Origin of the sequence: Flexithrix dorotheae DSM 6795, from assembly GCF_000379765.1 — a bacterium.
Classification (GTDB): Bacteria; Bacteroidota; Bacteroidia; order Cytophagales; family Flammeovirgaceae; genus Flexithrix; species Flexithrix dorotheae.
Window position 1 is genome coordinate 93,667 of record NZ_KB903436.1, and the last position, 25,231, is coordinate 118,897.

Here is a 25,231-nt window from a genome sequence, read left to right on the forward strand (position 1 = left end):
ACCATAATAATTTAAAAAGCAACTTAGTTTTAAGTTGCTTTTTTTGTGTCCCTATCATTTTCCGGGGATCAATTTCCCCATATTTTTCCTCAATGTTGTGGCTTCCTGCCAACAATTTATATTGCCAAACCAGAAGAGAAAGAATACTAAAATAACTAATTTACTGGTTATCAGTTGCTTAAAATAAAATACTTTCTTTCATTGGCCACCTATGAACCTTGGAATGAATTTTTATTAAACTAAGTTGAAATTCATCCTATAACCTTAGAGCATGTTTAAATTTTGTTTTTTGAAGCGAAGTTTCCGAACCGGGCAGACGTTTCTGTGCATTTTGCAGCCAAAAGGATAAATTTTAAACATGCTCTTAAGAATTTCTAAACAAAATAACCCTTTAATAGATTTTTTAAGTATCCTAAAGATTTTTAAAAATATAACTAACCATGGAATCCATTTTAAATACCAGCTTACAAGACCTAACCACATTTTTTACAGACAACAGACTGATTATTACGGGAATTTTAGCCCTAACGCTTTTTACAAGTGTTTATCTGAAAGAACTCTTTTATAAAATGAAGTAAGTAAATATTCGAGTAATGAAGGGAGGGATTAGCTTATAAACCTACAGTAGATTGTATTCCGGAAAATATAGATTTCCACCAATAGTTTACAATTGATTTTTGTTTGTCTCTATTGAATTTGATGGTTCCCTTTCTAAATTTTTTCCCGGCTATGTTTTCTTTAGGAATAATGAGGGTTTCCATCAAATCAAAAATTATTTTCTTGAAAAAGTTAGCATTTTCATTTTTTTTGGGATGGATCATGGAAGCATGAAGATCATGATAATAAAAATTCAAATTTCCGATGCTAAAGTTTTCGTTGGCTGTAACTGAAAATTCCATTTTTTTCATCTGGCCACTTTTCAGATGTACGAAAGCCACATTTTCAACCATTGGATTAAGCTGGGGAAGATACATTTCACCAATTGTTCCCTTAAAATTAAATTGATTATCCTCCCTGAAAATATTGAAATGAAAATCGGCTGTGACACTTCCTTTTCCCATCAAATTGCCACTGGCTTTTATATCCAGTTGACCATTAGAAAAATGATTTGGATCATTCGATAAAGCGTGAGAAGTTGCATTTAAACCATCAAAAAATACTTTACCAGGGGCTTTCCCATCAGGTTTCAATTCCTCATAAGTAACCATTCCATTGCTTAAAGAAATGGAATCTATTGTGAATTTTAGGGACATTTCCCGAATGATTTGCTGGGGAAGCACTACGAATCTATCAGGATTCATGGGTACATTTTTGTCCCGGAACAAGTTCACCTGCATGCTATCCATTGATATCGCTGAAGCATGGAAATAATGCTGATTCAGCAGGCTATCAAGATGAATTTGATGAATGGAAATGGCAGGAATCAAAACCTCCGATCTATCCGTTTGAAAACCTTTTTTCCGGGAAAATTCGTATCGGGGATATTGGGGAATTAATTTGAAATTTTTGAAACTCAGGTCAAGCTTTTTCGCGCCATTACTTTTTATTTCCTCAAAATTTAATTGATAAAATCCATCCACCGTTTTAGCTGAAATTTGGGAAAGTCTTATTTCATGATCATCAAAAGAAAAGGCTTTCAAATCATTTTTGGGAAAGGATAAATCTTTTACATGAAAAGCTAGCAGGGCATTAAGAGAGTCTACAGGGAAATGCTTCTTCCGTTTTGAAACCTGAACTTTTCCCCTTTCTATAGAAATCTGCTTTGCAGAGAAAGTCTTATCCAAAATATAAGCTGAATAGCTAATACCTGATATTTTAATTTCGGGAAATTGGGCAGTAATATGGGGAAGGGAATCCTGATTAACTTGATTAGTGGTAAGTCCCAGGTTTTTGAAGGAAATGGTGAGGGGTAGAAGGTTGATGGAAAGTTCATCATAATCAAGGGAAACAACTTTATTTTCCTTCAGTTTTTCAGTAATGGTTTCCCGAAGATAGCTTTCTAAAACAGGAGGAAGAAAAATATAGATTAGCAGGGAAAAAACCACTGGCAAAAGTAGCCATAGAAAGTATTTTAGTTTCATTCAGGAAGTAAATAAGCACGTTTCAAATTTATTTCTTTTAATTGAATTCTGGATTTTGTAATTAAATAAATAGCGCTTTTTTCATTTAGACATTTTGAAATGAAGTGTGGAATGGTTTGCTTACGTTTACCTTATTTTTCTTTTTTTGCGCTACTTCAGGCTTAATTTCCCTACCAAACCATTTACTGTAAACCTGGGTAAAAACTGCTCCAAAGAAAAAGATAATACTGGTATAAGTCACCCAAAGCAAAATAATAACCACTGAACCTGCCGCCCCATAAGTAGAACCGGGATCACTGGTTCCAAGGTAATAGCTAATTAATTCTTTTCCAATTTCAAAAAGAATGGTTGTAAATACTGCTCCAATTATCGCATCTTTCCAACGGATAATGGCATCGGGTAACCATTTAAATATACTTGCAAATAATAAGGAGGTAATCACCATGGAAACCATAAAATTGATAATTTGTAACAAAATCATTCCCTGTTCCAGGCCAAATTGTGAAAGGTTATTTCCGATAAGGGCAATAAGTGAAGATACAACCAATGAAATGATTAATAAAAATCCCATTACCAGAATAAGACCAAAAGAGGCTGTTCTGTCAATAATAAGCTGGAGCCATGGTTTCCTGGGAACTTCTTTGATCTCCCAAATCTGGTTGAGACTAATTTTGATGTGGTAAAAAAGACCCGTGGCAGCATAAACTATAGATCCTATACCAATAATGGTCGCCATTTTTGAATTCTCCTGATTACCGGCTTTATTCACCATTGTCTGGATCTGAGAAGCTCCCTCCTTTCCTATCAGGTTTTTCACCTGAAGGAATATTTCCTGGGAAATAGTTTCTTCCCCGAAAAAAAATCCTGCTGACTTTATTACAATAATTAATAATCCTGGTAAGGAAAAAATGGCAAAATAAGAAACAACAGCAGCCAGCCGGAATGGGTCATTGTCTCCAAACTTCTGAAAAAGTTCTTTGATAAACCCGAGATGCTTTTTGCCGGTTTCTTTTACTTTTTGAATAAAGTTAGCCGTTTTTTCCATCAGCATTATTTTTTTTGCTTTCTTAAGGAGTAATTCAAAATTAATCGTGTATTATTTTGCCATATAAGACTGATAAAGAGATTACTTTTTCTCGGAAATATGAGTACTGGTGCTTAAAAACATATAAAAAATGGCTATTTGGGATTAATCCACAAATAGCCAATATGCTTATCCATAGCAGGTTATCTCCCCCTTACCAAATTGAATAATAGAGATACTACAAATACAACTAAAAATATGAAGAAAATAACTTTAGCGATTGAAGCCGCTCCGGCTGCAATTCCTCCAAATCCGAATACCGCTGCAATTATTGCTACTATTAAAAAAATTAATGACCATTTAAGCATGACTAAAAAGTTTAGGTTAAAAATTTGATTGATTTAAATACCATCAGAATTTTATCAGGAGCTTTCTCCCCTAAAAAAATTGATGGTGAAATTGATTTGATTTTGATTAAAATGAACTACTTCGGCTTTTATCAGAAGCAAGCAATCCGATTCCACTCAGGAAAACTACTCCAAAGGCTACAACCGGAACAAAACTACCCTGTTCGGAAATAGTGATATTCATTCCTAAAAATTGCAGGCTTTCGGCTTGTTCAATTGCATTATATCCTGTGAGCAAAGCTCCAAATAATCCAATTACAATTAAGGTTATTCCAATATACTTTTTCATGGCTTATTGTTTTTTATAAAAGATAAATACAAAATTGCTCCAATTGATAATTAAATATATAAATTATTGATAACCAATATATTATATTTGTTTAGTACTTTTGTTTTACCTCCATTTATGCAGAATTAATTCTACTGTAGTGGAAATTTTTCCACATTAATTACTGTTTTTGCATCATTAATTTTGGTTGGTTTTGTGCAATTGTTGAGATTGCATTTTTAAAGGAATAGGTTGTCCTTCCTGATAAATTTTTAGTTCTACAATATCCGCAGGCATGCTGAACCCGTTTTTGGCCAGACTCACCAGAATATTATTCATTATTTCAGTTCTTAATACCGCCATTTCATGTTGGTAATTAAAGGAATTTACCCAGAAAAAAATCCTCAGGTTGATTGTACTGGTACTAAATTCTTCTAAAAGAATAAAAGGCTTCAGGGCTTCCCCATGTTCAATTTTGGTTTCCTTCTCAAGGGTTTGTTTGATCAGGGAAACGGCTTTGGGAATATCATCTCCATAATCCAGGCCTATTGTAAAATCGTATCGCAGCAAACCATCACGGGTGAAATTCACCAGAGGATGCTTAATGAGGATGGCATTGGGTACAAATATATCCCGTCCATCAAATGTCCGGATGTGGGTATTCCGAAAACTCAAAGACTTCACCTTTCCCTTTATACCTTCTACTTCTACCACATCTCCAATACTGAACGGGCGGCTAAAAGCCAGGAAAAAACCAGCCAGAAAATTTTCTCCAATATCTTTAAAGGCAAAACCAATTACGATGGCTGATACTCCTGCACCCGCCAGAAGCCCACCAGCCGCTTTCCCCAATCCCACCTGATTGAGAAAAATAACTACTCCTATTACCAACATGGAAAGGAATATTATTCTGCCAATAAAATTGACCAGTAACTTGTCTTTGACCTTTTTTAAAAGTTTCCTTTTGGTGTAAGACCGGATTAAAGATCCGATAATGATGAAAAAAACCAATAAGGTAACACCAACGATAAAGGACGGAAAGCCCTGAATGATGGCTTCCTGGAAATTTCGGAAAGAGGAAATTAATTGGTCAATCATAATAAATGGTATTGGGTATGGCTTAAAAAAAAAAGGGTAGTCTGGAGTCAGTTTTAGCTCAGGGAAAATTTTGGAATACAGGATTAAATTCCTGCCATTTCTCTGTATTTGGCTTTTATAAACATGAACACTCCATAGGCCAACAAACCGATGGCCACCACTGCCAACACAATAGCTCCAAATTCATTTTGGATAAAACTGAGTGCCTCCTCTGTTCCTCCAGCCTGACTGGAATTGGCTGAAAAGGCCGCCTTAAATGTCAGGAAGGAAATTATTGCTATTACTACACCCCTTGCGGTATAACCCACTTGTCCGGATTTTAACACCAATTCTCTGGCTCTTTTACCCAAACTGGCCTCTTTTACTTTGTCTTTAAATTTACCGGAATAGGCTCTGTAAAACTGATAACCCGCTTTACCAAGGAAGATAACCCCAAGAATACCGACCATAATTTGTCCGTAAGATTCGCTGAGCAAGGTATTAATAAGAGACGCTTTACTACCTCCGGAACCTGAGCTGGCTCCAGCCACTGTGTTAATAGCAGTATACGATAAAAAACCATAAAATACACCACTGGAGAAATATCCTATTCTTCTAAAAATACCCTTTGCATCGTTACCTTTATCCTCAGGGTCTGCAAAAGTTTGGTAAAACCTCCAAAATACAAAGCTGATTAAGCCCATTGCAGTAATGATTAAAAGTACCTGCCCGTAAGTCTGACTGGCCAAATATTCCAGGGCTCCGCTACTCCCGGTTTTTTTACCTCCGGCTCCGAACGCAGCCATTGCTGTTAATCCGCCTATCAGGCAATATACAAAGCCTTTGGTGGCAATGCCAAAGCGTGCAAATTTTTCTTTCTTGTTATTCATGGTTGAAAATGATTTAAGTTTTTTGGTGAATATTTAAGGGTAAATAAATAGTAGAAATTTTTCTGAAGAAGGGCCAAACCCTATCAACAGTTATTTATTTGGTTGCCAGATAAAAATCTGGTGTATTAGATACTTCAGGGGTAAAAACAAACTCGGTAAAGGACCGAAAAGTGGCATATGGATTTTCCTTATTTTCCTGAACAATTCTGTAAACTTTACCAGTAGCCTCCACCTCATAGCTAAAAATTGCACCCTGGTGTACCAGATGCAGGGCAATATTTTTAGTTCTTTCAAAACTCAAATCCCAATGGTCAGCATACCGAATACTTTTTAGGGGAAGATCATTATCCCTATGATTTATGATTTTCATTTCCTGAGGATTTTTTTCCATAAATTGATGAAGGGAAATCATAATTTGATCTGCTTCAGGAAGTAAGTAAGCTCCATCTTTATTAAATAAAACATTGTCATTCACGATCAGTCTAACCGCATTTTTATCCTGAAAAACATGATATTTTCTGCGATCGGAAAAAGCATCCTTCAGATTTTTTTCCAGTTTATCTAATTGACTGAAATAATTTTTCATAGCTTTTTCAACTGCCACTGCTGAATTGATGGCATTTTGGTCTACATCCGCTTGTTTAACCAATTCCACAAGCGATCTTACCTTTTCCTTTTGTAATTGCTGGTTTTTGAATTTTAGTTTTCTGTTCTCCTCCACAAGTTTTCTTTGCGATTCAATCAAATCGTAATATTCAGTGGTATAATCAAAGCGATTCTGAAAAGCCACATCTTTAGTGGCACAGGAGGATAAAATGATTGAAATAAAAAAGTAGAGCTGTAGTTTGATAATTTTCATGATAATGGGTTTTTAGTTTGAGGATTTCCTCCGGCTAAAAACTATTAGTGGAGGGAGCTGAAGAAATTTAGAATCTCCTGAACATTCTCATGTCCTTTTTATATTTTCTGTTAAGTAAAAAAATACTTCCAATTAGGGTAAGTACATTCAGGCCTGCAGTTGTCAAAAGTGCTATCAGTAAATTTTCATGATAGAAAAAATTAAATATGGCTACACCAAAAACAAACGGAACGGAAGAAAGGGAAATACTATAAAAAACACTTCCTAACTCTCCGGTATATTCTGTTTTTTTAATATGGTGAATAGAACCGAAGTAATAAAAAATACCTGAAAGCAGGAAGGCTAAAAAAAGATTAATAGCCTCCAATGAACTGAAAAATTCCCCCAAAAAGAAAAGTTGTGCTGCAAGAGCGAAAGACGAAAGAATTAACAGATACTTCATAATACAATTGGTTTATATGTTGTTAGTGATTATTAAAAATGTTTTAGAGATAAAACAGAATTGAACTGTTCCGTTTATCCACACTCCTGCTAATCAAATTACTGTGCCTATTCTCCATTAGAAAATTATTTGAGACATATTTTGCTGATTATCAAAGTGTTAAAAATAAAATAAAAAAGAATGGCAGACCCCGGATGGATAATGTTGTGGGAATTTTGCTACAATTTTTGGGGAAAACTGTTACTTTTAATTGATTTGTGGAGAATCAAATTCGACCAATCAGGTTAGACTTTTAGATTTTATTTTGACTAGTCTCTGAAATGAAAATTAGGTAGTAATTCAATATTAACCGTGTATTATTTTGCCATAAAAGTCTGATAGAGAGATAATTGTTTCTCGGAAATAATAGTTCTTGGTGTGGAGCACAGGTGCTTAAAAACACGCTCCCATTTCAGGAGGAAATCTTTATTTTTTCCTATCTAAGATTCTTTAACATAAATTGTTTTACATTTTCACCCATAATGGCTCTTATTTCCGCTTCTTCAAATCCCTGATTCAATAATTCCTCCACCAACAAAGGTAAACCCGTTACATCAAAGGGAACTGTGGCACTACCATCGTAATCCGAACCCAAAGCTATACATTCCACCCCGGCAATAGATTTAATATGTTTCATGGCTTCTACAATACCTTTAGTTAATGGTTTAGTGACTGCGCCATCAAAAAAGCCTACACCTATCAACCCCTGGTTTTTAGCAATTTGGATAATGTGTGCATCGGACAAGTTACGATTATTATCTAAGGTGCCTTTTACCCCTGTATGGGAAATTAGTAAGGGGCTTTGGGTCTGTTTCAAAACATCGTCAATTAAAGTGGGAGAGGCATGTGCCAGATCAATGATCATCCCCAACTCGTCCATACGTATAATCACATCACTTCCAAATTTTGTGAGTCCGCCCTTTGAAATACCGTGGGCAGAACCTCCAAGTTTAGTATCAAAGAAATGGGTGGGTGCAAACATACGAACCCCTTCCTGATAGAGCCTGTCCAGGTTTTCAATTTTTCCTTCCAGACAATGTCCTCCTTCAATCCCTAAAAAACCTCCAATTACCCGATTATCCTGTTTCTTTAGGGCAATCAGTTTTTTCAGGTCATCTTTGTTTTTCACAATAATAAATTCATCATCAAAATCGATGGCCAGTTGATGAAGTTTTTGACTTTGGTAAATTGCCCTTTCCATCAAGCTAAACCAATTGGAGACAGGTCTGGCTTGTAAAAAATTGAGTAAAGTAACATTATCAAAAGCATCTCCAGAGGTTTTCGAAAAGTTCTGCCCTTTGGGTGATTTGGTCACAATTGTAAAGGCCTGTAAGGCCATATTTGCTTCCTGCATTCTTGGAAAATCCACATGGCCTATGGAATTTTTTACGGTGAGATCTCGGCTCCAAAGCAACGCATCACAATGTAAATCAGCCACAAATTCCAGGGAACTGTACAATGCAAGAGCCTCGTCTGAAACCTTATAAGGAGGCAGTGATTTTGTCTTGTTTAAGGTTTTGTCAAATTTCTCCGGCACAATAAACACTACCGCTGAATAAATTATTGAAATTAATAATAAAATAATAGCAGGCCATTTAAATCTTTTCATTGTTTGTTAATTATGAAGTGCTGTTAATGAAGTTATTTAAAAACTGAATTCCCCTATAGTGATTAAAGATAATACTGTGACTACCTATAATACTCCAACTATTAAGGAATTGACTAGCTGACATATTTTTTTATTAAAGCAGAAGCCAACATCCGGATTTTAATTAGAACATGTTTAAATTTTATCCTTTCGGCTGAAAATTGCCCCAGAGACGTCAGCCCGGTTCGAAAACTTCAGTTCACTATAAAATTTCCCAATAGCGCTGCTATTCAAAAATTTTAAAGCATCCTGAAGACCCCAAACTGACATTTTTAGCTTTGATCCGACATTTCGGAAAAAACAAAACTTAAACACGCTCTTAGCCAATTTACAATGACTATTATTTCAATTATTTGTATATTTCGTCAGTGAAGAAAAGTGACCTTTGCATAGCGGATTTTATGTAAAGGATACTCGAAAATTTTTAGAACGATGTCATACCAATTGTTAAAGGAAAATATCAGGAGAAACGTAAATTTTTCGGATATGCAGATTGATGAAATCTGTAGCTTTTTTAACACAAAAACGGTCAAAAAAGGAGAATACCTGCTCACCCAGGGCAGTATTTGCAAATTCGAAGGCTTTGTAACCAAAGGATGTTTTAGAATCTTTATTATCGATACAAAGGGTAATGAAAATATCCTTTATTTTGCTGCTGAGGACTGGTGGCTGATTGATACCGACAGTTTCATGAATCAAACGCCCTCAGATTTGTATTTTCAGGCCCTGGAAGACAGTGAAGTGCTTATTATTCAAAAAGCGGACAAAGAGCGCTTATATGATCAACTACCTCTGGTGGAAAAACTCTTTCGCATCATGTCCCAAAAAGCACTTGCCGCCTGGCAAAAAAGACTGATCAGAAACCATTGTTTAACAGCCAAAGAACGCTACCAGTATTTTTTGAACACCTATCCGAATATTGCCTCAAGAATTACAGACAGGCAAATTGCGGGTTATCTTGGGATTACGCATGAATTTTTGAGTAAGATTAAAAGCAAGTCTTTAAAAAATTAGCTTTTTATCAGGATTGTTGAACTTGTTCAATTTTTTCCTCACTTCAGGATAATACTTTTGAATTCCAAAACTAAGTATTATATGAAAAAAGTATTATTTGTATTGACAAGCCATGAAGATCTTGGGAATACCGGAAAAAAAACCGGATTCTGGATCGAAGAATTTGCCTCACCTTATTACCACCTGATAGACAATGGGGTAAATGTTACTTTAAGTTCACCCAAAGGAGGACAGCCTCCGATTGATCCTATGAGTAATGAAGCCGACTATCAAACTCCGGCTACCATCAGGTTTAACGAAGATGCTGAATTAAAAGAAGCTTTATCCAACACCACTCGGTTAGAGTCCGTCAATTCATCCGATTTTGATGCCATATTCTTTCCTGGTGGACACGGTCCGTTATGGGATTTGGCTGAAAATAAACATTCCAACAATTTAATCGAAGATTTTTACCAACAAGGCAAACCAATCGGAGCGGTTTGTCATGCACCGGTTGTGTTCAAAAATGCCAAAACCGAAGCAGGGCATCCATTGGTAAAAGGGAAAAAAGTGACCTCTTTTTCAAACTCAGAAGAAACAGCCATGGGTTTGGATGAAATTGTCCCTTTTTTAGTAGAAGATGAATTGAAAAAAAATGGAGGTGTATTTTCCAAAGGGGATGACTGGCAATCTTATGCCATTGAAGATGGCCTTTTAATTACGGGACAAAATCCTGCCTCATCGGTAATGGTAGCTCAACTTTTATTAAACCAGCTAAAAAATTAAGGATGAAAAGTTTAAAACTAATTAAGCTAGCTGTTTTCCTAATCGGATTAACTTTTGGTTCGGCAAATGCTCAAATCACCCATAATATTACTCAGGAGGAGGCCTTAAAAATAGCTTTAGCAGCCAAAAATAAAGCGGTAGAACAAGGGGCTTTGGTAAACATAGCCATAGTGGATGCCGGTGCAAATCTTAAAGCCTTTATCCGAATGGATGGTTCCTACCTTGGAAGTATCGATGTAGCCATTAAAAAAGCGAAAACATCTCGTTTTTTTGATATTGAAACAGGAGAATTAGGAAAATTAACCCAGCCAAATGGTATGCTATTTAATATTGAACAAACTAACGGTGGGTTGGTCAGTTTTCCTGGAGGAGTTCCAATAAGAGATGAAAATGGAAATATTGTGGGAGCTATAGGAATTAGTGGGGGTACCATTGAACAAGACCACGAAATTGCTTTGACAGGTGCTATGGCTATTTTGAATTAAAAAAGAGGTGAAATGAAAAAAATGGTTTTAAATGTAAATTATAAAATAGTCCTTGCTGTATTAGCAGGGCTCTTTGTGAACTTAAGTGCTGCTTTTCCCCAGAATATGGTCCATAATTGTTATACCAGCCTGGTGCCATTGGATTCAGCAAAAACCACCAATAATACGGTTACGGCATTTGCTTACCAAAAAGAAGGATTACATCTGGTTTTTACAGGTGGAGATGGGGGTTTCCTAGATGTTTTTAGCTTAAGCGATAAAGGTATGTTACAGCCTTTAGCCACCTATGAACTTTACAATAAAAAAGGGCCTGCCAGGGGATTGGTAGCAGATAATATTGGAGGAAAAGATTTCCTGTTTGTAGGAAATAAAGGAGGTAATGCCGTTGAAGTATTTGAAATTGAAGATGATGGCCAACTCCAAAGGGTATTTTTACTAAAAGATACTGAAGAAACCCATCTGGGTACTGTTATCACACTTAAGGTGGTCCATATGAAAAAGGCTTCCTACCTTTTTGTAGGCGGGCTGGAAAATACCCCCGGTTTAAGTTGTTTTGAAATCCAGAAAAATGGAAAGCTAAATCATGTGCAATCGCTTAAAGATGATGATACCATACACACTGATGGCATCATTGGGATGTATGCCCATAATATTGAAGGAAAAACCTTTTTGTTTACGGGTGGATTTCAGGACAATGGGATAAGCAGCTTCAGGGTATTTGAAAACGGACACTTTGAAAATGTAAGTAACATTTCGGACAATGTAAATGATCGATATCTAACTGGAACTTACCCTGTTGACGGGGTTACTTTGGGAAGTAATCATTATGTAATAGTAGGCCACAGACACCACAAGTATTACAAAAGGACAAACTTCATCAAAAAGAAGGATTTCGTTTACCACGGGGATGGAGTAAGTGTTTTTAAGGTAAGTCCGGAAGGACATTTAATTCCTCATGATGTACTGATCGATAACGATTCTACCTTATTGGCCGGGCAAACACGGATTGAGGTTTTACAAGTAAATGAGAAGGAGGCCATCGTAACTATTGGAACCAGAGATGACAACAGTATACAAGTTTGCCGAATGGGTGAGGATGGCCTGCTCAAACCTTCAGGTGGTTTAAATACCGGATATCCTATTTACTATGGTATGGCTTCCCATAAGATAGGTGAGGACCTTTATTTTCTTGCAGGATCTGTGAGTAGCGATGTAAAAAAACTCTTTTCCTATACCATTAAAGCTGTAAATCAGATGGTGGAAACAGCTCCCCAAAAGGTTCTTCGGCATATTGTTAACCTTAAATTCAAGGAGGAGGTTTCTCAGGAAAGAATTGAAATAGCGGTAAAGGATTTTATAAATCTTCAGCAAAAAATTCCGGAAATTATTGGTTTTGAATGGGGAATCAATAATAGTGAAGAAGGACATAGCAAAGGTTTTACCCATGGATTTACCTTAACTTTTAAGGATGAAGAGGCTCGGGAAATTTACCTAAAACACAAAGACCATTTAGCCTTAGTTGAAAAAGTAGGGCCCATATTGGAAGATGTTTTCGTAATGGATTACTGGACCAATAGTGATTTCTAAAAAACAAAAGATATCGGGAAAAGATAGCAACCAAAAGATATTCCTTCCCGGTATCTTGCCTTCTTTTTAACTAACCAACACTTACTTTAAATATCCAACCTAGGCTTAACATTTCCACAAAGTCTCCTCCTTTTACCCTCTAAAATCGTTTCTCTTCCATTCATTCAAAGTCTTCTGGTTTTATTTGGATAACCTGATTAGGCAGGATTATTCCCTTGCATGAAATTCAGTCATATCTGTTGTACTTACCTCATAAACACGCAAAAAACAGCAAATAAATGAGTTTTTTTGTTTAATTGTTATAATTTTAAGGCTGTAAAGAAGATTAGGAATAAATGAAAATGCCTGATTTATGGATTTGTCATTTACCAGATCTGTTTGATAAATACTATTAACCTATTACTTTCAACACGATGACTGAAAGAAGAGAATTTCTAAAAAAGACAATTTTAACAGGCTCAAGCATGGTTTTACCCATTCCATTTTCTGAAGCTTTTTTTCAAAAAGAATTTGAAAGCCAAAGGCCTAAACCCAAGGATAGAAATTTCACCAGCGAAGCCGTAGAAAAGACAATTGAAAAGGTTAAAAAAGGGCTGAAAAACAAGGAGCTTGCCTGGTTATTCGAAAACTGTTTTCCCAATACACTGGATACTACGGTAAAGCATAAAATGATAGATGGGAAACCAGATACTTTTGTAATCACCGGAGATATTGAAGCCATGTGGCTGAGAGACTCCACGGCACAGGTTTGGCCCTACCTGCCATTGGCCAATGAAGATCCAAAACTCAAGGATTTATTAGCCGGAGTGGTCAACAGGCAAACCAAATGTATTTTGATCGATCCTTATGCCAATGCTTTTAATGATGGTCCGATTGGAAGTGAATGGGAAAAAGATCTGACCGATATGAAGCCGGAACTTCACGAAAGAAAGTGGGAAATTGATTCCCTTTGTTATGCGGTTCGTCTGGCTTATGGGTATTGGAAAACAACCAATGACACCTCCTGTTTTGATGAAAACTGGCAAAAAGCCATGAAATTAATTCTCCAGACTTTCAAAGTACAGCAAAGGAAAGAGGACAAAGGACCATATAAATTTCAGAGAGTTACCCCAGTGCTTACCGATACTGTTGCAGGTCAGGGTTATGGAAATCCCATAAAACCTGTAGGCTTAATCTGCTCCATATTCAGACCTTCAGATGATTCTACTATTTACCCCTTTTTAATTCCTTCAAATTTATTTGCGGTAGTTTCATTAAGACAAATTGCCGAAATTTTTGAAGAAGTGATCGGTGAGGAAGAATTTGCAAATCAATGTAAAAACCTGGCATTTGAAGTTGAAGAAGCCGTGCAACAATATGCCATTTCCAATCACCTGAATTTTGGAAATATATATGCTTTTGAAGCAGATGGCTTTGGAAACCATGTTTTTATGGACGACTCAAATATCCCCAGTCTGTTATCCCTGCCCTATTTAGGATGTTGTGACCCGGAAGATTCTATTTACCAGAATACAAGAAGGTTTGTGTTAAGTACCTCAAATCCATATTTTTTCAGGGGGAAAGCTGCTGAAGGTATTGGAGGTCCTCATGTGGGAATGGATTACATCTGGCCGATGAGTATTACCATGCGGGCTTTAACCAGTGAGGATAAAGATGAAATCAAAAGTTGTGTGAAATCACTTATTGAAACTCACGGAGGAACCGGTTTTATGCATGAAGGTTTTCACAAAGACGATCCAAAAGATTTCACCAGAAAATGGTTTGCCTGGTCAAATACACTTTTTGGGGAATTGATTCTAAAATTATATAATGAGCAACCAGCACTCTTAAATGAAGTGGTCTAAAATTTAAGCTTATTAAAACCCATAGATAAAACTGACAAGTGGAAACACTGTTTTATCTATGGGTTTACACTTAAATTCAGGGAATTGTAATTTGAAAATGATCATGGGTATCATTATTATTGATGACAATTAATGACTTATCATTCCGATTATTTAAATAGAGCATTGACCTGACATCCTTATCAGCAAAAAAACCTGTCTGGCTATTTTCAACATATTCGAATTTCCCCTTTCCCAATCCTTTGAAATAAGCCCCTATTCCCGCATCTGCCCGGGTAGTTTCAATTTCAGCTACGTAATTATTTCCGGCTAGTAATAAATCCCTGATGCCATCTCCATCAAAATCCTCATAAAGGATGCTATTAAGGGTAGAAATCTGGGCTACATTTTCGAAAGGAGAAAAAGTAAACCCATTTTCATCCTGAATAAACAGTCCCGATCTGAATTCAGTAGCTTTTAGGTGCAGCGCTTCATCTAATCCCGAACCAAAAATTCCATATAAATCTTTTGACGCAAATTCATTATACGATTTTATTTTTGTCTGTAGAATTGGAATTTGCTGAGAAGTACACGATTTCCCCCTCACAGGAACCTGTTTATCGTCATAATATTTGGCCAGAATTATATCTTCTACTCCATTTAAATCAAAATCACTGGTATAAACATGAAAAGGCTTTTCTTCAGAAGCATGATACTTATAATTTAACCCAAGATTTCCTGCAATGATATCCATATCCCCGTCCTCATCAATATCTTCAGCAATTAATGTATTCCACCAGCCCACACTTGAATTTAGTACTTCGAACTGCTTACTTCGTTTGAATTTCCCCTTCTCATTGGTAAAAACCTCAATACCCATCCATTCCCCTGTCAGGATTAAATCATCATCCTGATCACGGTCAATATCAGTCCAAACTGCATCGGTTATCATGCCAATATTCTCCAGCTCCGGGGCAAGATTTGGCGTTCCAATTTCAAAAACTCCACCCCGATTGATCAACAAATAACTCTGAGGAGGATATGGGTATTTTCCTTTAATAACCCGTCCCCCCACAAACAAATCCAGATCACCATCATGATCAATATCCGAAGGCATTACCACAGAATTGGCAGTCCTCAGATTGGGTAGGGCATTCGAAGCTTTTGTAAATTGACCCAGTCCGTCATTTAAATATAACCTGTCCTGAAGCCAATCAGATCCTTTTTCAAATTCATAACTTCCACTCACTATGTAAAGATCCTGATCTCCATCCATGTCTGCATCAAAGAATACAGCTCCAACATCTTCACAAAGGCTATCTATCCGAAAATCGGGAACACTTTGTTCAATAAAACCACCATTTGATTTCCCTAAAAGTAAAAGAGAAGTTTGTTGATAGGCTCCTCCTATAAACAGATCGACATATCCATCACCGTTTACATCGGCTGATGCTGTAGCAGGGCCAGTTTGCGAAAGTTTGTGTGGAAGTAACAGTTGTTTTTGATAATCATCATAATCAACTTCCTTGTGGTGATAATTGAATGCTGTTTTTTTGAATTTAATGGGAGGGGAAACATTAATATTATCCCAAGAAATATTTTGATCAGCATTTGCAATATCCACCTGCACAATTTGATTTACCGCAAGGGAATTTATCTTTTGTTTGCGGCCATCAGGCCAAATAATTTCAGCACTTGGTATTTCATTAATTTGTCCTAACCCAAAATGCAATTTATTACTTACCGATGAAAGGAAACCTCTGGTATTGATCAATTGTCTGGTAAGCACAGCATTATCCGCCAAATGAAGGTTTACTTTTACCCCCACACCGCTTTGGTTTTGCGGAGGCCCCTTAAATTGAAATTGTAAAAAATTACCCTCCTTTCTTTCTATGGCGGTATTTTTTAGAATTGTAGCTTCATCATTAATATTATTTACCACAATTTCCAGGTCACCATCATTATCCAAATCGGCATAAACTGCCCCATTAGAAAAAGTAGGAGGATTTTCCACCCAACTGGAAGATTTATCTTCAAAAGATAATCCATCCAGATTTTTGAAGAAGTAATTCTTTAATTTCTGCTGAGGAAAAGATTGGGTAAATCTAAGAAAATCTTCATCTGTGGGTTTTTTATTATTTGCTCTCAGCGTAGCAACTATTTCTTTTGACTTATCCTGATCAATTACATCCCTGAAAATTCCATTAGTGACATAAATATCATTCAATCCATCCAGGTCAAAATCAGCCAGTAAGGCAGACCAGCTCCAATCCGTGTTGGCCACTCCTGCCAGATAGGCTATTTCACTAAAAGAATTATTCCCATTGTTAACCTGAAGTACATTATGCATATACTGGTAATGATATCCTTTATTGACCAGTGTATTGAATTTATCATTGGAGATCATAGCCATGGTTGTTTTAGACCTTACATAGTCTTCAGGACTCATATCCAAAACCATAAGATCAACCAGTCCATCATTATTGATATCCCCGATATCTGCTCCCATGCTATAGTAGGAAATGTGCTTAAAAAACTGATCCTGACGTTTTGAAAACGTACCGTTCTGATTATTGATAAAAGCAAAATCAGGCACTGTGAAATCATTAGTTACATAAATATCCAGCCAGCCATCCTGATTTAAATCTCCCACCTGAGGATGAAGTCCAAATCCTTTTTCTGGTAAAATCCCTGCATTAAATGATTGATCGGTGAAGTAACCATTACCTTCATTTCTATACAATTTATCACTTCCCCGGAGGCTGTCCGTCCCAGGATCTTCTTCTACATCCGAAAGTTTGGGAATTTCCTTATAATTTCTATCCACCAATACGGCATTGGAAACATAAACATCTAAATCTCCATCCTTATCATAATCAAAAAAAGTAGCTGAAATTGATCTGTTCCTATCGTTTAACCCAAATTCTGCTGCCCTTTCGGTAAATGTTAAATCTCCATTGTTGATGTACAACTGGTTTTCATAATATTCATCTGAATCCTCCCAACCTGCTCTGCAAATATATAAATCCAGGTATCCGTCCTGGTTAACATCTGCTACCGAAACGCCTGTGTCAAACCCTTCTCTCTTTTTTATGCCACTATTTTCTGTAATATCTTCAAATTGTAAATTCCCTTTATTGAGGTATAGTTTGTGTGGATTCAGGTTTGAGGTAAAAAAAAGATCCACCAATCCATCATTATTAAAGTCGGCTGCAGCAACTCCTCCTCCGATGTAGGAATATATATATTTAAAATAATAAAAATCCCGGGTTTCCTCTATGCTGTTGACAAAATTCACATTGGATGCTGAAGAAGGTACACTCACAAACAGAGGTGAAGTTCGGGAAGCTTCATCCTGATTATCACAAGCTGAAATTACCAGTGCAACAAAAACATAATATACAGATGTTTTAGCAACATTAATCCACTGATTACCAATAACTAACTTATCAAATAATTTTAGTGATCTTCTTAAGGGAAAAATATAATTGAGTAAATGCCCAAGGTGAAAATGACTCATCTTAAAATAGTAATCGAGTAAAAATGCTAAATTTTTTGTTCCTTTTTCAAGCTGAAAAAGAAACCGGAATCAGGCTTCAAAACATTTTTAAAACGTTTATCTTCAATAATTCCGGTTTTTTCTTGTCCCCGACATGGTATAGTTAAAAAAACCAGTTATGCTAATTTGATTAATTCCCAGAATTCTCAAGTTGGGGAGCTTTATCAATTTCTCCCTGTGGAATTGGGGTAAAGTAATTGTCCGTTTCCAGACTTCCCAAAATTTGATTAATTTCCTGAGACCTGTCACTTAATGCTTCCTTTACCGTTTCAGTTCTGGTCATATCAAACCACCTTTCAAACTCCCCGCATAGCTCCCATTTTCTTTCAATAAAAGCAAGTTCAACCAAATCCCCACTTGTAATATCCGAAGGATAGGTATTCGTATAAGGAAGTAAACCAGCGGCCCGTCTTCTTACCTGATTAAAAGCCTCCCAGGCTTGTGGATTGGCATCTCCAGCCCTTGCAGATGCCTCAGCATAGGTTAATAAAACCTCGGCATATCTCATAAAATAGCGGTTGATATTGTTATTTGAGTTATTACTGGTTGGGGGAATTTCTTCCGCTAAACCCGTAACCTTTTTCAATAATGGCCTAGGTTCATTTTCAAAATCCTGCCATTGGGTCATCACCCCATTGATTTCCAGCTCAGTGACGTATGAAGCTTCTTTCCGTGGTCCTTCGGGCATATCATTCATAAATTTAACCTCCGCAAATGTTTCAGTCCATCCTCCTACATCACCGGGATAACCCAACCTACCAGTAGTTCTATTTCCAAAGGCACCTCCACAAGGGCGACACATCACTAAAGTAAACACACCTTCGGAATTAAATCGATTTTCATCCTTTTCCGACCATAAGGTATTCATATCCTCAACCATGGCAAACCCATGGGCACCCGCATTGTCCATTACTTTTTTGGCAGCTGCTGCAGACAAGGCAAATTTTGACTGATCTTTAAGCGGCCAACCACCCCAATATAAATATAGTTTGGCTAAAAATGCATTTGCAGAACCCTTATTGGGTCTGTTGGCAGATCCGGGTGAAGCCGGGTTTAACATAGGCAATAACCTTTCTGCCTCCATAAAATCACTTTCAATCTGCTCATAAATTTCCAGTATTTCAGAAACATTTTTTTCCGGATCCGGAAGGGATGACAATTGCAAAGGTACCTTTCCAAAACTACGCGTCAGATAAAAATACAATAACCCTCTTAGAAAATAGGCTTCACCTATTTTGGCATCTATCAGTTCTGTATCTCCTCCTGTAATTTTATCACGGCTTTCAATGACGTTATTTATAGACCGCATGGGCAGATACATGGCATTCCAATGATTGACTACTCGTTCTGTTGTCGGGGTAACATTTCTTTGATCAAAGGCCCTGAAACCAGCTTTATTACTTGCACTATGTGTGGTAATATCATCTCCCCCAAAACCAGGAATGTAAAAATGGGACCATTTTGCATTATCCTGTACCTGGCGGTAAGCACCTGCCAAAGCCGCATCGAGTGCTTCAGGGGTGGTCAGTACTTCTGGAGAAAGCAGCGATTTACCCGGATCTTCATCCAAATCTATACACCCGTATAATAAACCAATTAAAAAAACAGTAATTATGGATTTCGAAAATATATATATTAAATTCTTCTTCATGATTCGGTAAAGTTTAAAAGCCAATATTTATTCCCAGGGTATATGTTTTCGGATTTGGAATTGCTCCATAATCTAATCCTGTGGCAGTATCGTTATTATTGATACCAGCTGTGGTATTATTATTAGCCGATGAAGCTTCAGGGTCATAACCACTATAATTGGTAATAATAAATGCATTTTGTGCACTGATATAAAACCTAAGTGATCTCAACCCATTGTTGATGGGTACATTATAACCTAGGGAAAGATTGCTGAAACGTATAAAATCACCCTTTTCGATATACCTTGTAGATTGATTTATATTTTGTCCCGAGGCTGGAATGTCATTTTCATTTTCAGGAGTCCATCGATTAAGAAATTCAGTACTGGTGGCATGGAGGACATTTCCGGTAGCCAGAGAAATCATTGACCTGGTGGCATTAAGGATTTCAAAACCATGAGCTCCGGTAATGAACATATTAAAATCAAAATTGGAGAAATTTATGGTGTTGTTCCAACCCCAGTTAAACTTTGGAGTTCCATTCCCAATAATGCCCAGTACCAAATCGCCATTTTCATCCACAAGGTATTTAGCATCTCCTGGAGCAGCATCATTTGCTGCGGCATCTGCAGTTCTCCATGTACCCAGAAACTGTGCCCCATAAAATGAACCTAAAGCCTCCCCTACCCTGTAAATATGAGTACTCAAACCCGTTCCTCCTATAGCGGAAGATCCTGTAACCTGTTGTGTTTGGTCTGCAGCCAGTGAAATAACTTCATTTTTATTATTGGAAGCCGTAAAAACAGAATTCCATTGCCATCTTTCATTGTCAATCACATCCGAAGACAACATAAATTCAAACCCGCTATTTTGAACTTCCCCCTGGTTAGCTGTGATGGTTCCACCTCCGGCAAATGCCGGAACTGGTACATTCAGGAGGAGATCTGTAGTATTCTTTTTATAATAATCTACAGAGAAATTAAGTCTTCCTGCGATAAAAGAAAAATCAATACCTGCATTAATTTGCTTAGTAGTTTCCCAGTGTAAATTTGGATTAGCGAACCTGCCCGGAGCCAATCCAACAGTTTCTGAAGCTCCGTCTAATGGATAATTCGTTCCGGTGGAAAGGGTTGGGTAAGTCAGATAATTGCCTACATTCTGGTTTCCGGTTTCTCCATAACCAGCTCTCAGCTTAATATTATCAATAAAACTACTGCCTTTTACAAAGCTTATTTCACTTAAATTGTATGCCGCTCCAACTGACGGGAATACTGCTGATCGTTGATTTTCCCTAAACCTGGAAGAAGCATCGTGCCTGATGGTTCCGGTTAAGAATAAATTGTTGTTCAATCCATACTCCAGCCTTCCCACAAAGGATTGGAGGGAATTTTTATTATAGTCGGCATTGGCTCTTTGAACCTCAGCAATTTCGAGCACTGCATAAGTTGCGGGAAATATATAATTAGAAGCAGTAAACCCTCCGTTCCTTCTTTCTGAGCCTGTTATTTCATAAATTCCGGTCAATTTGATATTATGATTTCCAAAGCCTTTTTCCCAGGTTAAAATATTACTCCACTGATAGCCCTCGGTTCTGCCATGGCCACCTCCTGCTCCGGCAAATCCATTGGGTTCATAGATTTGATAATCCTGATAATTTTCAAACATGGTATTGTACAGGTTAACTCCTAAAATGGACCTTATATTCAACCCATCTATGATATCATAAGAAACATTCAGATTGGTATTTATTCGATCTTCCCAGGAATGGTTATCCCTATTGTTTTGCACAATCAGAGGATTATTTAATATTGAACCGTACGGAGAGGTTAGATTTGGTGTACCATCTTCATTCCATGGAGGTAACGTTGGATCCCAGGAAAGGGCAGCTGTTATACCAGCCCTTTGATCACCATCAGGTCTTAATCCACCCTGAGTGAAATTTTTCCTTCTTTCCCTACTTCCAAACAGGTTTAATCCTAATTTCAATTTTTGGGAAACATCCATATTGAGGTTCGTTCGAATATTATACCTCTTGTACCCGGTATTAATAATATTCCCTGTCTGTTCCACATAACCACCAGACACAAAATAACCTGTTTTTTCTGCCTTCCCACTTATATTAAACTGAAGATTATCGGCATGACCTGTCTGGAGGTATTCATCCTGATAATCAGTAGCTTTGGTGATTGGCCTGTCATAAAGCTCCGAGAATTGAGTGGCACTCATAATATCAATTCTGTCAGGTACGTTTGCAATGCTATGAAAATAGTTGATGTCCAACTGGGGAGCCCCGCTACCTTTTTTAGTATTTACTATAATTACCCCATTCGCACCTCTTGATCCATAAATAGCCGTTGCAGAAGCATCTTTCAACACATCAAAAGATTCAATATCATTGGTGTTTAAGGTTCTTAAATTACCTCCAATAACACCATCAATAACAATAAGCGGATCATTATTTCCAGTGATAGAGTTTGCCCCTCTTACCCTTATTTTAATATCACCTCCGGGCGTTCCTGTATTATTGGATACTACAACTCCCGGAGCCCGGCCTTTCAGTGCATCTTCCGTTCGGACAATGGGCTGTTTTTCGAAATCCTCGGAGGTTACCTGAGAAACAGCACCGGTCAGGTCACTTTTCTTAGCTGTTCCATATCCAATTACTACAACCTCCTCTAATTGTTCTAAATCTGGTTCCAGTTTTACTTCAATTTGGGACTGGTTTCCAATTGGAATTTCAATGGTTTTGAACCCAATATAACTAAATTCTAATACCTCCCCTTCACCTACCTCAATTGAAAATCCACCATTCACATCGGTAGTGGTACCTATTTTAGTTCCCTTTATAATAATGCTTACACCTGGTAAGGGTTCATTATCTTCCTTTGAAGAAACAGTTCCTGAAACCCTGGCCTGTTGATTCCTTTGGTATTCCTCAATACCTTTTTCTCCTATCCGGTAGTTCTTTGTAACATAAATATTCTCATCTATTCTTTTAAATTTTAACTTGGCTTCTTTCGAAATATAGCTCAATACTGAATATAAAGAAGCATTTTTAAACTTCAGGCTAAGTTGGTAAGAATCGTCTACTATATCGTGATTATAAGTAAACGCAAAATTAGTCTTGTTTTCAATTTCACTAAAAATTCCTCTCAAGGGAGAATCCCTTTTTGAAATGGAAATGGAAACATCGTTTAAGTATTTATTTTGTGCTTCACTGTCTTTTGCAGTGAGTAAACCACATAAAAGTGCCTGGATAAAAATTCCATATAATGCAAATCTAGTCATATATAAAATTTGCTGTAAAAATTTCAATTTCATATTTTTATAAGATTTTTGGTGAGTAATGTTTTTCATCAAATAATCGCTACCAGTGCTGAAGACAGCGACCAAACTTTTTCAGATGGTAGATTATTGGAAAATAAGCCAGCTACATTTCATTTGTGTAGCTGGTTTTTTTAGCTTGTATCCATTTTCATATCGATAAGTTTTTAATAAAAAATGCGTATATTTCTATAAATTCCCTTTTTTTAAATAAACCTTTTGACCTTCCATTTTAAAGTCCAAATTGCAGGAAAAACTTAACCCCTCAAGTACATTTTGAAGGCTCTTATTTTTAAATCTGCCACTAAAAGTTCCGGTAACTTCCGTATCATTTTCCACAATAAACTCTACATTATACCACCGCTCCAACTCTTTGAGGATTGTTTTTAGATTCTTATTATCAAATAAAATAGTATTGTCTTTCCAAGCTGTTTTTTCTCCCGGGTTCACTGCCTCTTTCAATATCCTCTTGTTTTCCTTATTGTAGCTCAGCATATCATTGGGAAACAAAATGTGGTTAGATTCAATATTTTCTGACTCATCCTTACTTTCCACCTTCACCTTTCCGGTTACCACGTTAACCTCAATTTCATTTTCATCCTGATATGCTCTTATATTGAATGTAGTCCCTAAAACTGTGGTAACAATATTTTGGGAATGAATGATAAAAGGCCGGATGGAGTCTTTTGTGACCTCAAAAAATGCTTCTCCCGTTAAAAAAACCTCTCTTTTACCCTTCGAAAACTTTTCGGGAAAGGATATTTTACTTTCCGCATTTAATATCACTTTAGTTCCATCTTCTAAGATAAAGGTTAATTTCTGACCCCTGGTAGCAGCTTTCGAAAAATACTCCCCAGTAGTGGAAAAATCCTTTGGGGAAGTCAGATAATCTTTTAGCGGTGAACTGAAAAATATTAAAAATAAAAGACTTGCCGCCACAGAAAATTTTAGAAAAAATCCATTGTACACCTTGTTTTTATTCCTCGATTTTTGCGCTTTTTTTAATACTCCTTCAAAAGAATCAATTAATTCTTCATCGGTAGCCCTGAAATAATTTTTATATCTTAATCCTGAAATAAAACTTTTGGCTTCGATGATCATCACATGTTTTTCAGGATGGCTGTTTATCCACGCATTCCAAAATAGGTTACTATCGGCAGTTGGATTAACTACCCATTTAATAAAATATTCATCTTCCAGAAAATCCTCTAATCTATAATTCTCGTATTTCATCATTGTTCAATATTCACATTTATATAGAGGGGTGGATATTTTTGATATATACTACTTCGAATATTTTTTTATGAAAAAATGAAATCTTTTTGGAGATCACCCTTCAGTAGGATACCCTGTAGAATTAAATTAACAAGTAAAACAAACAGACACGAAAGACTTTAAAGATTTGGTAAAACCGCAAAAAATACTGATGTAATCAATGATCCGAAATCATTTCCAAGTTCTTTCCTTAAATTCTTAATTCCCCTGTGAGCCATTACCCTGGCATGTTCAATCTTGGAGAAACCCATGACTTCCGTAATTTCATTATAATCAAGCCCTTCAAAATAATAATTTATCAACACTTCTTTCTGGCGTGCAGGAAGCTTTTGAAAGGCCTCTTCCAACTTTTTTAAAACTTCCTTGTTGACCTGTTTTTGAATTAATTGATTTTCAATTGAAAATTCAATTTGAAAACTGTGCTCTACATAAATTTTCTCCTCGCCCACAAAACTAATTTTGGACCTTTTCTCCAGCAGTTTTCTCCTTAATGACTTAAATAAGTAGGGTTTTATGGAAGTTTTTAATTCCCTCAATCGTTTATGCTTCAACTTTATTTCTACAAATAAATCCTGGATAATATCTTTTACAAATTCCCTATCTGTAGAAAACTGATGTCCATAGTTGAACAATTGTTGAAAGTATTTAAAATATATAAAACTGAAAGCTTCTTCACTTCCCATTCTTAAATTTTCCCAGATTTCTATGTCTGGTTTCCCTTCCATTTTTACAAGGGAAGAATGTAAAGGAACTGCCTCTGATTTGGAAACTATCAGATTGGTTTGATTTATTTTTGTCGCTTTCATTTTCATTATAGGTAGTAAAGTTAGAGGTTTTCCAAAGTAAAAAAAACTTTTAAATTACCCTATACTTAAACTATTTTACCCTTTTTTACCTGGAAATCTGGCATAAGTTAATAAAATAATCCTGATCGAAACAAGAAAAGAATTCCATTCTTATCACATTGTCATTATTATTTAACCCTATCTTTCATAAATAAAATTTAACCGAAATAGAAGGAAGTTGGCATTAA

20 protein-coding genes are annotated in these 25,231 nt (G+C 36.4%); 6 read left to right on the forward strand and 14 right to left on the reverse strand.

Annotation, left to right across the window (positions count from 1 at the left end):
• The first annotated feature begins 440 nt into the window (after nucleotides 1–440).
• Nucleotides 441–578: a hypothetical protein gene (locus A3EM_RS47510; RefSeq protein ID WP_020528326.1), complete on the forward strand. Its 138-nt coding sequence runs from the start codon at nucleotides 441–443 to the stop codon at nucleotides 576–578.
• Between the two features lie 33 nt (nucleotides 579–611).
• On the opposite strand, the gene A3EM_RS0111320 is transcribed toward A3EM_RS47510, so the two are convergent.
• From A3EM_RS0111320 to A3EM_RS0111360, 9 genes are all read right to left on the reverse strand, one after another.
• Nucleotides 612–2,081: an AsmA family protein gene (locus tag A3EM_RS0111320; protein ID WP_020528327.1), complete on the reverse strand. Its 1,470-nt coding sequence runs from the start codon at nucleotides 2,079–2,081 to the stop codon at nucleotides 612–614.
• An 85-nt stretch (nucleotides 2,082–2,166) separates the two neighbouring features.
• Nucleotides 2,167–3,126: a YihY/virulence factor BrkB family protein gene (locus tag A3EM_RS0111325; protein WP_169513349.1), complete on the reverse strand. Its 960-nt coding sequence runs from the start codon at nucleotides 3,124–3,126 to the stop codon at nucleotides 2,167–2,169.
• Nucleotides 3,127–3,308: 182 nt separating this feature from the next.
• Complete coding sequence (locus A3EM_RS47045) at nucleotides 3,309–3,473, reverse strand: DUF1328 family protein (protein ID WP_026210238.1); 165 nt, start codon at nucleotides 3,471–3,473, stop codon at nucleotides 3,309–3,311.
• Between the two features lie 106 nt (nucleotides 3,474–3,579).
• On the reverse strand, nucleotides 3,580–3,801 hold the full coding sequence (locus A3EM_RS0111335) for a hypothetical protein (protein ID WP_020528330.1): 222 nt from the start codon (nucleotides 3,799–3,801) through the stop codon (nucleotides 3,580–3,582).
• Between the two features lie 177 nt (nucleotides 3,802–3,978).
• Entirely contained in the window at nucleotides 3,979–4,878 is a 900-nt protein-coding gene (locus tag A3EM_RS42140) for a mechanosensitive ion channel family protein (protein ID WP_020528331.1), read from the reverse strand.
• An 83-nt stretch (nucleotides 4,879–4,961) separates the two neighbouring features.
• Entirely contained in the window at nucleotides 4,962–5,747 is a 786-nt protein-coding gene (locus tag A3EM_RS0111345) for a DUF1206 domain-containing protein (RefSeq protein WP_020528332.1), read from the reverse strand.
• Between the two features lie 94 nt (nucleotides 5,748–5,841).
• Complete coding sequence (locus A3EM_RS0111350; protein ID WP_020528333.1) at nucleotides 5,842–6,606, reverse strand: hypothetical protein; 765 nt, start codon at nucleotides 6,604–6,606, stop codon at nucleotides 5,842–5,844.
• Nucleotides 6,607–6,673: 67 nt separating this feature from the next.
• Nucleotides 6,674–7,048, reverse strand: coding sequence for a hypothetical protein (locus A3EM_RS0111355; RefSeq protein ID WP_020528334.1), 375 nt, complete (start codon nucleotides 7,046–7,048; stop codon nucleotides 6,674–6,676).
• A 475-nt stretch (nucleotides 7,049–7,523) separates the two neighbouring features.
• On the reverse strand, nucleotides 7,524–8,696 hold the full coding sequence (locus A3EM_RS0111360) for a dipeptidase (protein ID WP_020528335.1): 1,173 nt from the start codon (nucleotides 8,694–8,696) through the stop codon (nucleotides 7,524–7,526).
• 471 nt (nucleotides 8,697–9,167) lie between these two features.
• Between A3EM_RS0111360 and A3EM_RS0111370 the strand changes: the two genes are divergently transcribed.
• The 5 genes from A3EM_RS0111370 to A3EM_RS0111390 all read left to right on the forward strand — a co-directional run bounded on the left by A3EM_RS0111370 (nucleotide 9,168) and on the right by A3EM_RS0111390 (nucleotide 14,430).
• Nucleotides 9,168–9,749 (forward strand): Crp/Fnr family transcriptional regulator, encoded by a 582-nt coding sequence (locus tag A3EM_RS0111370; protein ID WP_020528337.1) that lies wholly within the window; start codon nucleotides 9,168–9,170, stop codon nucleotides 9,747–9,749.
• A gap of 81 nt (nucleotides 9,750–9,830) precedes the next feature.
• The gene (locus A3EM_RS0111375) at nucleotides 9,831–10,514 is read left to right on the forward strand and encodes a type 1 glutamine amidotransferase domain-containing protein (protein ID WP_020528338.1); all 684 of its coding nucleotides are present in this window, start codon (nucleotides 9,831–9,833) and stop codon (nucleotides 10,512–10,514) included.
• A gap of 2 nt (nucleotides 10,515–10,516) precedes the next feature.
• Nucleotides 10,517–10,999, forward strand: a complete 483-nt coding sequence (locus tag A3EM_RS0111380; RefSeq protein ID WP_020528339.1) for a GlcG/HbpS family heme-binding protein — start codon at nucleotides 10,517–10,519, stop codon at nucleotides 10,997–10,999.
• Between the two features lie 12 nt (nucleotides 11,000–11,011).
• Entirely contained in the window at nucleotides 11,012–12,586 is a 1,575-nt protein-coding gene (locus tag A3EM_RS0111385) for a Dabb family protein (RefSeq protein WP_020528340.1), read from the forward strand.
• Between the two features lie 413 nt (nucleotides 12,587–12,999).
• Nucleotides 13,000–14,430: a glycoside hydrolase family 125 protein gene (locus A3EM_RS0111390; protein ID WP_020528341.1), complete on the forward strand. Its 1,431-nt coding sequence runs from the start codon at nucleotides 13,000–13,002 to the stop codon at nucleotides 14,428–14,430.
• A gap of 76 nt (nucleotides 14,431–14,506) precedes the next feature.
• On the opposite strand, the gene A3EM_RS0111395 is transcribed toward A3EM_RS0111390, so the two are convergent.
• The 5 genes from A3EM_RS0111395 to A3EM_RS0111415 form a co-directional block, all read right to left on the reverse strand.
• Nucleotides 14,507–17,929, reverse strand: a complete 3,423-nt coding sequence (locus A3EM_RS0111395) for a VCBS repeat-containing protein (RefSeq protein ID WP_020528342.1) — start codon at nucleotides 17,927–17,929, stop codon at nucleotides 14,507–14,509.
• A 169-nt stretch (nucleotides 17,930–18,098) separates the two neighbouring features.
• Nucleotides 18,099–19,619 carry a RagB/SusD family nutrient uptake outer membrane protein gene (locus A3EM_RS0111400; RefSeq protein ID WP_020528343.1) on the reverse strand — a complete coding sequence of 507 codons (1,521 nt, stop codon included), beginning with the start codon at nucleotides 19,617–19,619 and terminating at the stop codon, nucleotides 18,099–18,101.
• Nucleotides 19,620–19,632: 13 nt separating this feature from the next.
• On the reverse strand, nucleotides 19,633–22,887 hold the full coding sequence (locus A3EM_RS42145; protein ID WP_157637838.1) for a SusC/RagA family TonB-linked outer membrane protein: 3,255 nt from the start codon (nucleotides 22,885–22,887) through the stop codon (nucleotides 19,633–19,635).
• Nucleotides 22,888–23,112: 225 nt separating this feature from the next.
• On the reverse strand, nucleotides 23,113–24,159 hold the full coding sequence (locus tag A3EM_RS0111410) for a FecR family protein (protein WP_026210239.1): 1,047 nt from the start codon (nucleotides 24,157–24,159) through the stop codon (nucleotides 23,113–23,115).
• 158 nt (nucleotides 24,160–24,317) lie between these two features.
• On the reverse strand, nucleotides 24,318–25,004 hold the full coding sequence (locus A3EM_RS0111415; RefSeq protein WP_157637839.1) for an RNA polymerase sigma factor: 687 nt from the start codon (nucleotides 25,002–25,004) through the stop codon (nucleotides 24,318–24,320).
• Nucleotides 25,005–25,231 lie beyond the last annotated feature (227 nt).

Bases quoted from the DNA above. Each gene is read 5' to 3' on its own strand.
- A3EM_RS47510 (WP_020528326.1), top strand. From the start codon at position 441: ATGGAATCCATTTTAAATACCAGCTTACAAGACCTAACCACATTTTTT.
- A3EM_RS0111320 (WP_020528327.1), bottom strand. From the start codon at position 2,081: ATGAAACTAAAATACTTTCTATGGCTACTTTTGCCAGTGGTTTTTTCC.
- A3EM_RS0111325 (WP_169513349.1), bottom strand. From the start codon at position 3,126: ATGGAAAAAACGGCTAACTTTATTCAAAAAGTAAAAGAAACCGGCAAA.
- A3EM_RS47045 (WP_026210238.1), bottom strand. From the start codon at position 3,473: ATGCTTAAATGGTCATTAATTTTTTTAATAGTAGCAATAATTGCAGCG.
- A3EM_RS0111335 (WP_020528330.1), bottom strand. From the start codon at position 3,801: ATGAAAAAGTATATTGGAATAACCTTAATTGTAATTGGATTATTTGGA.
- A3EM_RS42140 (WP_020528331.1), bottom strand. From the start codon at position 4,878: ATGATTGACCAATTAATTTCCTCTTTCCGAAATTTCCAGGAAGCCATC.
- A3EM_RS0111345 (WP_020528332.1), bottom strand. From the start codon at position 5,747: ATGAATAACAAGAAAGAAAAATTTGCACGCTTTGGCATTGCCACCAAA.
- A3EM_RS0111350 (WP_020528333.1), bottom strand. From the start codon at position 6,606: ATGAAAATTATCAAACTACAGCTCTACTTTTTTATTTCAATCATTTTA.
- A3EM_RS0111355 (WP_020528334.1), bottom strand. From the start codon at position 7,048: ATGAAGTATCTGTTAATTCTTTCGTCTTTCGCTCTTGCAGCACAACTT.
- A3EM_RS0111360 (WP_020528335.1), bottom strand. From the start codon at position 8,696: ATGAAAAGATTTAAATGGCCTGCTATTATTTTATTATTAATTTCAATA.
- A3EM_RS0111370 (WP_020528337.1), top strand. From the start codon at position 9,168: ATGTCATACCAATTGTTAAAGGAAAATATCAGGAGAAACGTAAATTTT.
- A3EM_RS0111375 (WP_020528338.1), top strand. From the start codon at position 9,831: ATGAAAAAAGTATTATTTGTATTGACAAGCCATGAAGATCTTGGGAAT.
- A3EM_RS0111380 (WP_020528339.1), top strand. From the start codon at position 10,517: ATGAAAAGTTTAAAACTAATTAAGCTAGCTGTTTTCCTAATCGGATTA.
- A3EM_RS0111385 (WP_020528340.1), top strand. From the start codon at position 11,012: ATGAAAAAAATGGTTTTAAATGTAAATTATAAAATAGTCCTTGCTGTA.
- A3EM_RS0111390 (WP_020528341.1), top strand. From the start codon at position 13,000: ATGACTGAAAGAAGAGAATTTCTAAAAAAGACAATTTTAACAGGCTCA.
- A3EM_RS0111395 (WP_020528342.1), bottom strand. From the start codon at position 17,929: ATGAGTCATTTTCACCTTGGGCATTTACTCAATTATATTTTTCCCTTA.
- A3EM_RS0111400 (WP_020528343.1), bottom strand. From the start codon at position 19,619: ATGAAGAAGAATTTAATATATATATTTTCGAAATCCATAATTACTGTT.
- A3EM_RS42145 (WP_157637838.1), bottom strand. From the start codon at position 22,887: ATGACTAGATTTGCATTATATGGAATTTTTATCCAGGCACTTTTATGT.
- A3EM_RS0111410 (WP_026210239.1), bottom strand. From the start codon at position 24,159: ATGATGAAATACGAGAATTATAGATTAGAGGATTTTCTGGAAGATGAA.
- A3EM_RS0111415 (WP_157637839.1), bottom strand. From the start codon at position 25,004: ATGAAAGCGACAAAAATAAATCAAACCAATCTGATAGTTTCCAAATCA.